We start from the raw sequence: 13,487 nt of genomic DNA, 5'->3' as shown, positions 1-13,487 counted from the left end.
ATTTTCGTGTAAATTCATTCCTTCAATTACTTGTTGGCTATAATCTAAATAATATTATTTAGATACATTTCCAGCCACATTTAACACATCCCAAGTTCTTGCAAATGGAGGAGCATAACACAAGTCTAACATTCCAAGCTGATTTGTGGTCATTTTTCCAAAAATAGCAGCTGCCAATACATTTGCTCTTTGTACAGCATCCTTAAACCCAGCCACTTGTCCTCCTAAAATAACTTTTGTATCTGCATCATAAACAAGTTTTACATATATCTTATTTCTTCCTGGATAATAATGAGTTTGATTATAATCAGAAATAAATTTAGATTTAACATTTATACCTAAAGCTTTAGCTTGTCTTTCTGTAATTCCAGTTGAAGCAGCTTCCATATCCATAATTTTTATACAACTTGAAGATAGTGAACCTTGATAAGAAACTTCTCTTCCTCCTAGATTTTCTCCTACTATCCTACCTAATTTATTAGCTCCAGTTGCTAAAGGTACATATACATTTTCATTACTTACTATATTCTTTATGGTTGAACAGTCACCAGCAGAGTATATATCTTTTACAGAAGTTCTTCCGTACTCATCAACTACTATAGCTCCATTTTTTAGCATTTCTATATTAGTATTTGACAAAAACTCTGTATTAGGTCTAACACCAGTAGCAATTATTACTACATCTGTATCTATTTCTCCTTTATTTGTTATAACTTTTTCTACTTTATCTTCTCCATACAGCTCTACAACCATTTCATCCAAGTGCAATTTAACATCATGTCTTCTTATTTCTTCCTCTAAAACATCTGTAATTTCCTTATCAAATACTTGAGGTAATATTCTATCTTCCAATTGAATTACATGTACATCTTTGCCTAACTTCTTACATGCCTCAACTGCTTCTAATCCTATAAATCCAGCACCTATTATTGTAACTCTTTTATTTTCTTTGTCACTTAAAATCTTTTTTAAATATTCTCCATCATCTAAACTTTTTAACATAGAAACATTCTTCAATTCTACATTTTTTATAGGAGGCATAATACTTCTTGCCCCAGTTGCTATCATCAATTTATCATAGTAATCTTCATGTATTTCACCTGTTTTTATATTTTTTACTTTTATTTTTTTAGATTCACTATCAACTTCAATAACTTCTTTAAATATATTTAAATCAATTCCAGATTCTCTAAGTTTTTCAGGTGTTCTTGCTAATAAGTCATTAGCATCATCAAAATATCCACCAACAAAATATGGCAATCCACAAGCACCAAAAGATACTATCTCTGTTTTTTCGTAAACAACAACCTCATATTCAGGTTTTATTCTTTTTAATTTAGCTGCAGCACTCATCCCAGCTGCAACACCTCCAATTATTATTACTCTCATTTTATCTCTCCTTTGATGTCTAATTAATTTCTTTACTTATTTTGAGCTTTTCATTTGATATATATTCTATGTACACATCTTTATAATAATTTATTGTTATTTTTTTCACATCATTTTGTTTGAAATCAAATTTCACAAAAGCTATTTTATCTTTTCTTACCCAAAGTCAAATTCTTTAAACACATATTATACCCTATTTTTCTGTATTTAATCACATTTACGTAAATTAAATTAATTTATTCTATTTTAGTAAATTATGATATAATATTGACATTTTTTTAATATATTGATATTATTTAGACTTAGAAAAATTTATTTTTAGATAAAGGAGAAAAAATATTGGAAAGTTCATTCTTATCACAATTTCTTATGATTACAGATTTTAAAACGATTTTTTTTATAATCTTGCTTTTAGGTACATTCTTTATTGTTAGGCAATTTGAAAAGAAAAAAATCAAATTTTCATTGAGAACAATATATGCTACAATACTCGGACTTATATTAGGAATTATAATTCAAGCTTTTGCTGGTTTTCCTAATGATACAACTCAAGTTACTTGGCTACAAGAAGTAAGTAAATGGTATAGTCTATTTGGCTCTGGATTTATGGACTTATTAAAAATGTTAGTAGTACCTTTAGTTTTCTTATCAATTATAAAGGTAATTATTAATATGAAAGATAATAATCTTGGGACGCTTACTTTTAGGTCTTTAGGTATGCTTCTTACTACTACTGCTATAGCTGCTATTGTTGGAATTGTAGTTGCAAATATAATGAAGTTAGGTGTAGGAGTTAATCTACCTGCTTTGGGAGGAACTCAAGAACTTAAAGAAATAAATTCTCTTGTGGATACTTTAAGAGGATTACTTCCATCAAATCCTGTAATGGCTATGGCAAATGGAAATATCGTAGCTACAATAATATTTGCTACATTTATAGCTACATCAATAAAAAGATTAAACAAAAAACATTCTGAAACGATAAAGCCATTTATAGATTTTATAGAAGCATCTTACAAAATAATTGTAAGTGTATCTATGACTGTTATCAAATTTATGCCTTATGCTGTAGTTGCTCTACTTGCAAATACAATAACTTCACAAGGTATTAGCTCAATAGTATCTGTTTTACATTTTATATTAGCACTTTATATATCAGTTGCGGTATTATTTGTTATACACTTAATTTTTATAACTTTAAATGGACTAAATCCCTTTACTTATATAAAAAATTCAACAGAAGCTCTACTTCTAGCATTTACTTCGCGTTCTAGTTTAGGAACATTGCCTGTAACGATAGAAAGCTTAGTACAAAATCATGGAGTTGATGAGGGTGTATCAAGCTTTACAGCAAGTCTAGGTGCAAATATGGGTATGAATGGTTGTGCAGGTATATATCCTGCTTTAATGGCTGTTACACTTGCTAATATGGCTGGCGTGAACATGGACATAAGCTTTTATGTTATGTTGTTAATAGTTATAACAATTAGTTCTTTTGGAATAGCAGGTCTTCCAGGAACTGCTACAATGGCAGTTTCAGTTGTTATATCTGGAGTTGGCCTTGGCTCTTATTTTCCATTAGTTGGTGGAATCCTCGCAATAGACCCTATATTGGATATGGGACGTACAATGATAAATGTTAATGGTGCTATGGTATCATCAATTACTGTAGGAAAATCACTTGGAAAAGTCGATAAAGAAGTATTTAGTAAAAAAAATATTTCTTAAAATAAGTAAAAAAATAAAGGCAGTATACCACTAAATAGTTTTAGTTATTTAGTAATATACTGCCTTTTATTTTTTTACAATTTATCTAATAAATCTAACACTTGTTTTTTAACTTTATCATATCCAGAATTATCAAGTGAATATCCTAGCTCTATGTTTCCAAAACCTTTAATCTCAGCATTTTCTTTTTTATTTAATAATTCTTGCATAAGTTCAACTTCTATATATTCTCTTCCCTTTTCTTTTTCCAACATAGTAAATAATTCAAAATCTTGTATTCCAAATCTTAAATTCTCCATTCTAACACTTCTAACTGGCTTTAAATCTTTTCCAGGATAAACAAAGAACATATCTCCGGCCTTCCAAATAGGGAATTTGTAACTTGCATCCCTCCAAGGGTCTTCCGTCCATAAATTGTAATCCCATCTTAAAAATCCATCAAGACCAAAATAATAAGTATACCATCCTATTATTCTATTTTCCACAAAAGGAGAACTTATAAAACTATTTGGCTTCTCTGGAAAACAGCATACAAACCAAGTTAATATTCCACCCTTATCATTAACCTTTTTCTTTAACTTGTCTATATCTTTGTAATTTTGAATAGTAAGTTTTAGGTTTATTGACATATCATCAACTTCATCTTTAGCTCTATCTAAGAAATTTTGGTCATGTGTTGCTGATTTGTACTTAACTTTATATTCATCTACAGTAGAGTTTATAAACTCGATACACTCTTTTACTACTTCTGGATTATTTGGTTCATCAGCTATCACTCTAACTCTATCCCATAACCCACATTCTATTAAGTGATTTAAAACTAATCCTATATATTCTTTTAAATCTCCTGTATTATTTATAAACTTAAATACCTTATCATTTTCATCATAATACCTTACTCTTATTGGGTCTTTATAGCCTTCTATAGGGTTTCCAAACTCACCAGCACACCAATTGCCCAACAAACCAAATAAATCTATTTCCTGAGCCATTTTATGCTTATTAGCTATATTTATATACCTGTCCATACTTTCAAAATTACATTTAATCTTTCCATCTATACCTTTTGAAACACTCACCATATTGTATTCATATAAGTTTGATGGATTTTTATAAACTTTATAACAACTTTGCCCTGCCCATGGATAATCAGAAACTATCACAGTTGCAACTTTTTCCCCTAAAGAAGCTAGTTCTTTTAAATAGTTATCAATTATTTCAAAATGGACATCAGACCATAATTCAACCTTATACATTCTGGCTAAACAACTTGGATGTTGCCATAAATCCAAAAAGAATCTGCTTTCATCTAAAGATTTTAATACAACGTTTTTTACTTCCACAGGTACATCAATAGTACAAACTTTTTCTTCATCTTCATATCCAAAGCTTTTGAATACATCAATACCTATATTAAAGTTATCTTCTGTAAAGTCCTCAGGTACTTGACCCTCAATCCAAAACATTTGAGGTAAATGTTGTTCTACTAATACATCTTTATCTCTCAAAATAGCATCATTTACAAATGCCTTTGTATCATCTTGAACATATCCCATTACATTGATACTAAAATCATTTTCTAATTCATTAGGTACATTTAACTTAAGTCTTACTCTATTTCCAAGACCTTTCCATGATATAGTACTACTTCCATCAATTGTACAATTAAATTCTTCCGTCGCTTTTAGCATAATTTGAAAAGCAAACTTCTCCCCCTTAGCTACTACAATATCTAAATCTTTAGGTTCCCAAGTCTCAGCTTCTATAACTGAATATTTATTGTGTTTAAATGTACAATCCTTCAATACATATGAAATCTCCATATCTTAAACTCCTCCACATCTACATAATTCTATTTTATATTTTAAATTAAAGTATCTAACCCTTTATTCCTGACAGAGATACACCTTCTACAAATTTACTCTGTAAAATCAAATAGAAAATAAATGGAGGTAAAAATGTTATTGTTGCACCTGCCATCATTTGTCCATAGTTTGTTATCTGGAATGTCTTAAGAGTTGATAATCCAACTGTTAATGTTCTCATTGTATCTTTAGTTGTGGCTATAAGAGGCCACATAAATTCATTCCATGCTCCCATAAAAGTAAATATTGCTAATGTAATTAATGCTGGTTTAATTAGAGGAAGCACTATTTGTATTAAAATTCTAAGGTCCGAACAACCATCTATTTTTGCTGACTCTAATAGCTCTTTTGGTACTCCTAAAATAGCTTGTCTCATTATAAATACACCAAATGCAGTTGGTATTGGCATAATAAGTGCAAGGTAACTGTTTATCCAGCCTAAATGTTTCATTATTATATAAAGTGGTATCATTGTAACTTGAGATGGTATAATTAAAGTCATTATCATAAATAAAAATAACTTATCACTACCTTTAAAATCCATCTTTGCAAAAGAATATCCTGCTAGTGTACTAAATACTAAGTTTAATATTACACCTGAAAAAGATACTATCGCTGTATTTAAAAAGTATTGTGTAAATCCTTTCTTAGTAAATATATCTATATAATTTTGTAGTGTCACTGTTGAAAAAGATATATCTAAATTATATGAATTATATGTTACCTTTAAAGATATTATCAACATATATATAAAAGGTACCAAGCTTACACATGCTATAAATAATAACAAACCATCACTCAATAATCTTCTTGTTGCTTTCATTTTGTACCTACCTTTCTAAATATCTGAACTATCTCGTCTTACAAATTTATTCTGCAAAATTGAGACTACAGCTATCAACAAGAATAATACATTTGCTACAGTCATTGCATATCCAGAATTAAAATTTTTAAAGTTCAAGTTAAAAGCATGCATAACTATACTCATAGTAGATATCCCTGGCCCTCCACCAGTCACAGTATAGATTAAGTCAAATACCTGTAGTGACCATATAGTTCCTAAAAACACAACCATTATTGTTGTTGGCTTCAATAAAGGAACTGTTATTTTCATAAATTCTTGAAGTTTTGTAGCTCCATCAACCTTTGCCACTTCATAACAATGTTTTGGTAAATTCATTATTCCCGAAATGTAAATCACCATAAAATACCCTATATTTTTCCACATAGATATAAACATAAGTGTAGGTAGTGCGGTCTTACTATCTCCTAAAAGTTTGGAAGACTCTATGCCAAAAACACCTAATACTTGATATACAATTGAACCTTCACCATTTAATAAAGCTCTCCATACCATACCTATCAAAACCATAGATGATAATACTGGTATAAATATTGCACCTTTAGCAAATGAAGCTATTTTACTATTTCCCTTCCCAGTAATCCAAACCGCCAAAACCAATGATAAAATAGTCTGACATGGTACTACAACAATAGTAAATTTAATTGTATTTATAATAGATACTTTTAGTGTTTCATCTGTAAACAATTTTTTATAGTTTTCTAAACCTATAAATGTAGCTGGACTAATAATGTTATACTTTGTAAAGCTAAAATATATTGACATTATTATTGGTATCACATAAAATGCCACTAAAATTATACCTAATGGCAATATATAGATATATGGTTTAATATTCAATCTTATTCTTTTCTTTTTTGAATTTCCTTCAAAATCTCTAACTAAGTTTTCCATTTTATCCTCTCCAATATAAATATTAGCATTGTACTATGATACAATGCTAATTTTAATCTGCAAGATACTATAAAACGTCTTACAGCTGTAAACTTTTATTGTGCTAATAAATCATTTGAATATTTTGCAGCATCATCCAATGCTTGTTTTGGAGTTTTATCTCCTGAAATCATTGTTTGAAGTTCTTTCCATAAATATTCATATATTTCAACACCATGAGGACCTACAACCAATGGTCTATATATATCTTTGTCATTTTCAACCATTTCTTTAAATCTTTCATCACCTTGATATGGTTCACCTTTTGTTATTGGTGCTCTTGGTATTGCTTTATGGAATTCTGTCATCGATTCAACACTTAACATATGTTGTATTAGTTTGTATGCAAGTTCTTTGTTTTTTGCTGATGACATTAGAGATAAATGGTCTACTGCTCCAAAAGTCGCAGCTTTCTTATCTTCTAATCCAGTTACAAATCCCCAATTTAAGTCTGGGAATGATTTATCAAATACACTTGTTGCAGCAGAAGATAGCATTACTGTAAATGCTGCTTTTCCTGGACCAAATACACTTTCTATTATTTCATTACTATCTTTAGATAAAGAATCTTCAGGTACATATGCTTGTAATTCTTTTAAGAAATTTGCTGCATCTAAACCATTTTTATTATTAAACTTAACTGATTTTAAATCATCATTATATATATCCCCACCAGCTTGCCACAAGTAAGGGTACCAGTTCCAATTTAAGTTACCAAAAGTTTTAGCTCCCCATCCTTGAGCCAATCCCCATTGGTCTATCTTTCCATCACCATCAGTATCTTGTGTTGCTTTTTTACAGATTCTTTTAAAATCTTCCCATGTTTTAGGAGGTTTTTCTCCTATTTTTTCTAAGATATCTTTGTTATAGTACAGTACACCTGGATTTGCTGCTTGGAATGGCATTCCATACATTCCACCCATCATTTCAGATGTCTTTATATAAATAGATTGTTCTTTGTCTTCTTTAGTTGCGTAGTTAGTTAAATCTTCTACTGCGCCACTTTGTATAAATTGTGGATACATTTCTGCATACATATATCCCACATCCGGACCTTCATCAGCACTTATAGCTGTTGCAAATTTTTCAGAATAATTGTCCCAAGGAATTATCTGTAAATCTACTTCGCAGTTATTTTTTTCCTCAAATTTATCTAAAATAGGGTCCCAAACTTCCTTCATATTATCTTCTACTGGTGGCATCCAAAGAACTAACTTTTCTTTTTCTCCATCCTTTTTTGAATCTTTTCCATTCCCGCTTGAACACCCTGTTATAAGAGTTGTAGTCATAATTGCCACCATAGCTAGTGAACATAATTTTTTCAACATACCCAATTTTATTCCCTCCATCTTATTTTATTTTTCATTATAATTCTACATATTTTATTCCATTTAAAATATTATCAAAGCGTGTATTTATTGTCTAATCAGTTTTTTCTATGCACTTTTTTTTATTATAGTTTTTTTCTATGACAACGTTTCCTAAAATAAGCTTTTTAGTTCATGAGGACTCTTTTTTGTATAAAAGCAAATATATTTTCATCATTTTAACAATTAAAAAGAGGCTTATCTCTATTTTGAGATATCCTCTTTATTTTATACTACTTATTTATATTGTTATAATACTTTAGAATTTATTAAAACATATCCTTCACCTTAATATTCGTAGTGAATTACATTTTTATACTCTTCAAAAATCTTCTTATTTAATTCATCTCCACCATCTATATTTGCACTATAAAAAATTGGTGGATTCTTTAATCCTCTATTAACTAGTTCTTGAGTAATTTGAGCTATAATAGAATTCATAACAGTAGTTGCAATTACAGTAGAAGTTGGGCTAACTTTTTGATTTAGACCATCTATTTCTACACAAGCATCTCCCTTTTGACCATGATTATCTATTACTAAATCACATACTTCATAAAGATTTTTCCCTAAAGAATGTCTTGATGATACACTCTTTGAGTAACTTAAATTGGTTATGCATATTACTATTGCATTTCTTTTTTTAGCCTCTATAGCAAATTCTATACTTACTGGATTTCTACCAGATACTGAGTGAATTATAACTACATCTCCTTCTTTAATTGGAGTCTTATCAGCTAAGGCTGAACCATATCCTTCTAACCTTTCCATCTTGCTAGTGTGGGTTATAGGTGCTGTATCTAACATCAAAGATTTCGCAAATACTGGATTTATAAGAACACAACCACCTGCTCTGTAGAATAATTCTTCTGTTAGTATTCCTGCATGTGAAGCTCCAAAAGAAAATATTGCTTTCTTGTTTTCTATTGCTTTAACAAGAATTTCCACTGCTCTTTCCATATTGGCTTTTTCTTCATTTTCTATTATATCGATTAATCTCTTTATCTCACTTATGTATTTAAATTCCATGTCTATAATACTCCTCCAAATAATGACCCCATAAATTTACTGATTATGCCAAATAAAGAAAGGTCATTACCACCAAATATTAGTATCCAGTTTTGAATAGTACCTGAGTAAATTACAGCAGATACTCCTACTAAAGCTACCATAAATATTGCAGCTACAGCTGTACCTATTATAGCTCCACGTATGCCTCCTTGTGATTCTCCTATTACGGCTGCTGCTCCACACTCAAAGAATGAAGTTATAACAAGTGGTATAAGTAACATATTAAATACATTAAAGTAGTTACATATTAAAATCATAGCTGTAGATGTTAACATGGCAACTAAAAATCCTATTAATACAGCATTTGGCTTATAGTTAAATAATATTGGACAGTCAAAAGCTGGTAGCGCATTTGGCACAACTTTTTCTGATATACCTTGGAATGCAGGCATTATTTGATTTATTAACATTCTTACACCATGAAGCATTATTATAAGACCTGCCCCAAAAGAAAGACCTTGTTTTATTGCATATGTTCCAATAAATTCATTAGCATCTTTAAACGCATCTGGTATCACTATTCCAACAACTATAAACATTAGAAATACTGCCATTCCTCCACTTATAGATATTTCTCTAAAGAATGATATACTTTGAGGTATGTTTATATCTTCTGTAGACTTTTCTTTATTTCCTACTAACTTAGCAACAAATCCTGATATAAGCGCTAGACAACCTGATGGATGTCCTAGTGTAAATGACTCGTCTCCAATAACATCAAATACATACTTTCTCAATAACCAAGGCATTATTGACCAGTAAAGTGCTGATAATACTGCTGCAAAGGCTATTAATACTCCACCACTTAATCCCGCTTCAACTCCTGATGCTACAAATATAAATGGGAACCAGTAAAGCATGTGACCTGTTAAAAAAATAGTCTTAATAGGTGTAAACCTCGCTATCATTAAGTGAAGAGCCAGACCTACAAACATGGCTAAACCTATAATCCCCCCATAACTTGCAGTAAAAGTGACATCACTTAAACCTTTTGTTACTGCACCACCACTTATACTCTGGAAAGCTCCATTAATTGGTGCTATTGAACTGACTAACATGCCTGTTCCAGTCTCCATGATTATGATTCCGAAAGCTGCAAGTAATGCCCCTTTTATGACATCTGATGCTTTCTTTTTCTGCAATATAAGACCAAATGCTGCTATTAATCCAATTAGCATAGATGGATTACGTAAAATATTATTTGAAATAAAATCAAGCATTATATTTTTTTAGTGATAGGTCAACTATTTAAGTTTTGTACCACTAAATTCCTCCTCTCCCTCTTACTATTTTCAGTTTTAGTAATCTTTTATTCTATTTTACTTATCTTAAATTTATTTTTAAAAATTTATACTATTTCTTATCATTTAAAAAAGTTTGAACAACTTCTTTAACTTCTGATAAATCCATATACTTCTTAACTGGATATACTGGCACATTGCAAGTTCCTTTTAATTCATTTAATAATTCTTGACTTGTAAATATACAGTCACAATCTGTTCCTCTAGCTGAGTTTATATCTGTATTTTCTACTTCACCTTCTATATCTAACTGCTTTAAAACTTTTTGTATTGTCATTTTTAACACCATTGATGAACCTACACCAAATCCGCATACTGCTAATATCTTCATTTTTCAGTCCTCCTAATTTTGTTTATTTATAAGCTCTAGTATTGAACTTTTATTGCTATTAATTATTAACTTTATATTTTCCTCTTCATACATCATCTCTGATAGTGATGCTAATGCTCTAATGTGAGTAGTATTATCTATAGCAGCCAGTACCATGAATATGTTTACTGGCTTTCCTAATAAGTCAACTTCTTCTTCTACTATAAGTAAAGACATCGCTAGCTTGTTTACTCCCTCTTTAGAACTTGCATGTGGTAGAGCAAATCTGTCAGCTAAAACAATATAAGGTCCATATTTTTCAACTGATTTTATCATATTCTCTACATATAACTCTTCTATAGAATTATCTTCTAATAATGGTTCTGAGGCTATTTTTATTGCCTCTTTCCAATCTTTAACACTACTTACTATGTTAACTCTTTCTTCATTAATTAATTCCTTTAACATTGGTTGATACATCTCTCCTTCATCTATCTTGTGTATTATGTTTAATAAATCAGACTTTAGTGCTTCTTCATTATTAATAACTCCATTTTTTCTTATAACTTGCATTATTAGTTCAAGATTGAAATATTTATCATTTTCCTTTACACTTATGAGTTTATTCATAAGTAATTGAATATCTGATGCTGTTAAAAGAGGATTTACAACTATTACATTACTTACATCTTGTATATCGATAGTCGTAATTATGTAATCGTAGTATACTTTTACTTCTTTCAGTTGCTTAATAGACACTATCCCCACTATTTCTATAGTTGGTATATATTTGTATAGCTGTATTTCCAAGCTTTTCGATACCATAAGACCATTAGGACAAACTAATAAGACTTTATTTCTTCTTAGACCATTATCTCTAGACCCTCTTAGGTATCCACCAAAGTATGCTGCTATAAACCCTATTTCCTCTTCCCTTATACCCTCAAATATAGGAAACTCTTCTTCATTCTCTATAATTGATTTTATAATTTTATAAAGTGACTCATGTTTATACTTAGTTTCATCTAGCATGGGGTTGCTAATAGGGAACTTAAATCTTATTCTGTTGTAAGAAGAATGTAGATGTCTTAAAATATTTTTCTTAAATTCATGCTTACTTTCTAATTTTATTGCTGTATTCACTTCAAACTTGTCTATAAGTTTATCTACATATTCTTCAACGACATCTCCCTTAATTTCACTATTTAAACTAGGTAGTGAACTTACATAAGTACATACATAAGCCTGTTCATTTTCATTTGCTTCTTCACATAGAAGGTCTTTACAATTATTAAAGTAACTAATTTTTTTAGCTTCATTTAGGTATTTATATGAGTATAATGTTTTCCCATCTCTTATCCTTTTATTTACAAATTCTGTAAACTTAGTTAGATTTAATAAAGAATAATCTGTAAGATTTATACATCCTTTTGTATCAAATTTAGTGACTTCCTCACTTATACAATTAATTTCTAGTACATTTTCTTGTGTAAGTAATAAAAATAGTTCTCTAATAGCATATTCATCACCTATAATTTTGTATTTTCCATTATATTCTAGTTTCAATCCCATTGTCTGAAGGTATTTTTTTACATCAGTTATTGTCTGCACTACTGTATTTTTTGAAAGTAACATTTCATTTGTTAGTTTTTCTATAGATATCTTTTCACCAAGTAATATTTTGTTTAATATAAAAGTTCTTCTATAGTCACTATCCAAAAACTTATCTTCTTCAGTTGAAATTATTTTTCTTGCATTAACTAAGTTACCTTCAAACGTAAATTTGTGTTTTACATTTTTTATATTACCATTTTTTCCTAGTTGTTCATTTATAGCTAAGATATCATAATAAATAGTTCTCTTTGATACATTAAACTTTTCTTGTAATTCTTGTGATGTTACATTATTATTTTTAATAATAAAACCTAATATTTTTTTAGCCCTTTCTTTCATACTACCTCCTTAATTTTATTATCTATATTTTCTATATATAATTCCATACCAAATAATTGCACATGATTTTATAATTTTGCACATTTTAACTCTAATCTAAAAGAATTTCTATAATAAAAAAGAGCTATCACAAATCATTTAAAATTATTTGTATGATAGCCCCACTTTATTCATTTAAAATTTACTTTTTAGGTCTAAGTTCATTCTTATCTCTTTTTACTTCTTCTAATATTTCCTTCAAATTATACTCAACACTAGAAAGCACATCTTCTGCATATTCAATTGACCCAATTCTTATCTCATTTGCTATTCTTTCAGCTCTCTCAACTATCTCCTTAGCTCTTTGGTCTGCTTGAACAACAGGTTCACTCGATTCTACATATGCTTTTACCACATCTTCAGAATTTTTCTTTAACTCTTCTATATTCTCATGATACTCTTGTTGTATTCTTTCAGCTTCTTTTTTTGCTTGTTCAACTATATTTGCAGCATCTTGCTTAGCTTGGCTTATTATTTTATTTCTTTCTCTATTAATCCATACTGCTTGTGTCACTTCCTCTGGTATCAAAGTTCTTATGTCGTTAATTATAGCTAAAACTTCGTCTTTATCTACCGTACATTTATGTGAGAAAGGAATCGTAGAGGCACTTCTGAATATCTCCTCTAATTGATCAAATAGTTCAATCATTTCTAAATCTATCTTCATAT

General features: G+C 29.6%; 11 protein-coding genes. 1 reads left to right on the top strand and 10 read right to left on the bottom strand.

The genetic code is table 11. From position 1 onward, the window contains the following. Window positions 1–54: 54 nt before the first annotated feature. Window positions 55–1,389 (bottom strand): CoA-disulfide reductase, encoded by a 1,335-nt coding sequence (locus tag Q3287_RS10825; RefSeq protein ID WP_074178468.1) that lies wholly within the window; start codon window positions 1,387–1,389, stop codon window positions 55–57. A 339-nt stretch (window positions 1,390–1,728) separates the two neighbouring features. Here Q3287_RS10825 and Q3287_RS10820 point away from each other — a divergent pair, with 339 nt between their 5' ends. Then, window positions 1,729–3,117, top strand: a complete 1,389-nt coding sequence (locus Q3287_RS10820; RefSeq protein WP_407964062.1) for a cation:dicarboxylate symporter family transporter — start codon at window positions 1,729–1,731, stop codon at window positions 3,115–3,117. A gap of 74 nt (window positions 3,118–3,191) precedes the next feature. Here the strand turns inward: Q3287_RS10820 and Q3287_RS10815 are convergent, their stop codons facing one another. The 9 genes from Q3287_RS10815 to Q3287_RS10775 all read right to left on the bottom strand — a co-directional run bounded on the left by Q3287_RS10815 (window position 3,192) and on the right by Q3287_RS10775 (window position 13,485). Beyond that, entirely contained in the window at window positions 3,192–4,940 is a 1,749-nt protein-coding gene (locus Q3287_RS10815; RefSeq protein WP_407964061.1) for a DUF4091 domain-containing protein, read from the bottom strand. A 55-nt stretch (window positions 4,941–4,995) separates the two neighbouring features. Continuing rightward, entirely contained in the window at window positions 4,996–5,805 is an 810-nt protein-coding gene (locus Q3287_RS10810) for a carbohydrate ABC transporter permease (RefSeq protein ID WP_054271139.1), read from the bottom strand. A 15-nt stretch (window positions 5,806–5,820) separates the two neighbouring features. Continuing rightward, complete coding sequence (locus Q3287_RS10805) at window positions 5,821–6,738, bottom strand: carbohydrate ABC transporter permease (protein ID WP_054271140.1); 918 nt, start codon at window positions 6,736–6,738, stop codon at window positions 5,821–5,823. Window positions 6,739–6,833: 95 nt separating this feature from the next. Further along, window positions 6,834–8,126, bottom strand: coding sequence for a sugar ABC transporter substrate-binding protein (locus tag Q3287_RS10800; protein ID WP_161803382.1), 1,293 nt, complete (start codon window positions 8,124–8,126; stop codon window positions 6,834–6,836). A 306-nt stretch (window positions 8,127–8,432) separates the two neighbouring features. Then, a complete protein-coding gene (locus tag Q3287_RS10795; protein ID WP_054277243.1) occupies window positions 8,433–9,173 on the bottom strand; it encodes an SIS domain-containing protein in 741 nt (246 codons plus the stop codon). 2 nt (window positions 9,174–9,175) lie between these two features. Next, window positions 9,176–10,435: a PTS ascorbate transporter subunit IIC gene (locus Q3287_RS10790; protein ID WP_054271142.1), complete on the bottom strand. Its 1,260-nt coding sequence runs from the start codon at window positions 10,433–10,435 to the stop codon at window positions 9,176–9,178. A gap of 133 nt (window positions 10,436–10,568) precedes the next feature. Further along, entirely contained in the window at window positions 10,569–10,847 is a 279-nt protein-coding gene (locus Q3287_RS10785; protein ID WP_054271143.1) for a PTS sugar transporter subunit IIB, read from the bottom strand. Between the two features lie 12 nt (window positions 10,848–10,859). Then, window positions 10,860–12,779: a BglG family transcription antiterminator gene (locus Q3287_RS10780; protein WP_054271144.1), complete on the bottom strand. Its 1,920-nt coding sequence runs from the start codon at window positions 12,777–12,779 to the stop codon at window positions 10,860–10,862. 181 nt (window positions 12,780–12,960) lie between these two features. Continuing rightward, on the bottom strand, window positions 12,961–13,485 hold the full coding sequence (locus tag Q3287_RS10775) for a hypothetical protein (RefSeq protein ID WP_054271145.1): 525 nt from the start codon (window positions 13,483–13,485) through the stop codon (window positions 12,961–12,963). Window positions 13,486–13,487: the final 2 nt, after the last annotated feature.

Origin of the sequence: Clostridioides sp. GD02404, from assembly GCF_045898275.1 — a bacterium.
Classification (GTDB): domain Bacteria; phylum Bacillota; class Clostridia; order Peptostreptococcales; family Peptostreptococcaceae; genus Clostridioides; species Clostridioides difficile_A.
Note: the sequence above shows the minus strand (reverse complement) of the source record. Positions and strands in the feature narration are given on the sequence as shown.

What these genes read in the sequence shown, in the direction of transcription:
- Q3287_RS10825 (WP_074178468.1), bottom strand. Translation starts at nt 1,389, where the DNA reads ATGAGAGTAATAATAATTGGAGGTGTTGCAGCTGGGATGAGTGCTGCA.
- Q3287_RS10815 (WP_407964061.1), bottom strand. Translation starts at nt 4,940, where the DNA reads ATGGAGATTTCATATGTATTGAAGGATTGTACATTTAAACACAATAAA.
- Q3287_RS10810 (WP_054271139.1), bottom strand. Translation starts at nt 5,805, where the DNA reads ATGAAAGCAACAAGAAGATTATTGAGTGATGGTTTGTTATTATTTATA.
- Q3287_RS10805 (WP_054271140.1), bottom strand. Translation starts at nt 6,738, where the DNA reads ATGGAAAACTTAGTTAGAGATTTTGAAGGAAATTCAAAAAAGAAAAGA.
- Q3287_RS10800 (WP_161803382.1), bottom strand. Translation starts at nt 8,126, where the DNA reads ATGGAGGGAATAAAATTGGGTATGTTGAAAAAATTATGTTCACTAGCT.
- Q3287_RS10795 (WP_054277243.1), bottom strand. Translation starts at nt 9,173, where the DNA reads ATGGAATTTAAATACATAAGTGAGATAAAGAGATTAATCGATATAATA.
- Q3287_RS10790 (WP_054271142.1), bottom strand. Translation starts at nt 10,435, where the DNA reads ATGCTTGATTTTATTTCAAATAATATTTTACGTAATCCATCTATGCTA.
- Q3287_RS10785 (WP_054271143.1), bottom strand. Translation starts at nt 10,847, where the DNA reads ATGAAGATATTAGCAGTATGCGGATTTGGTGTAGGTTCATCAATGGTG.
- Q3287_RS10780 (WP_054271144.1), bottom strand. Translation starts at nt 12,779, where the DNA reads ATGAAAGAAAGGGCTAAAAAAATATTAGGTTTTATTATTAAAAATAAT.
- Q3287_RS10775 (WP_054271145.1), bottom strand. Translation starts at nt 13,485, where the DNA reads ATGAAGATAGATTTAGAAATGATTGAACTATTTGATCAATTAGAGGAG.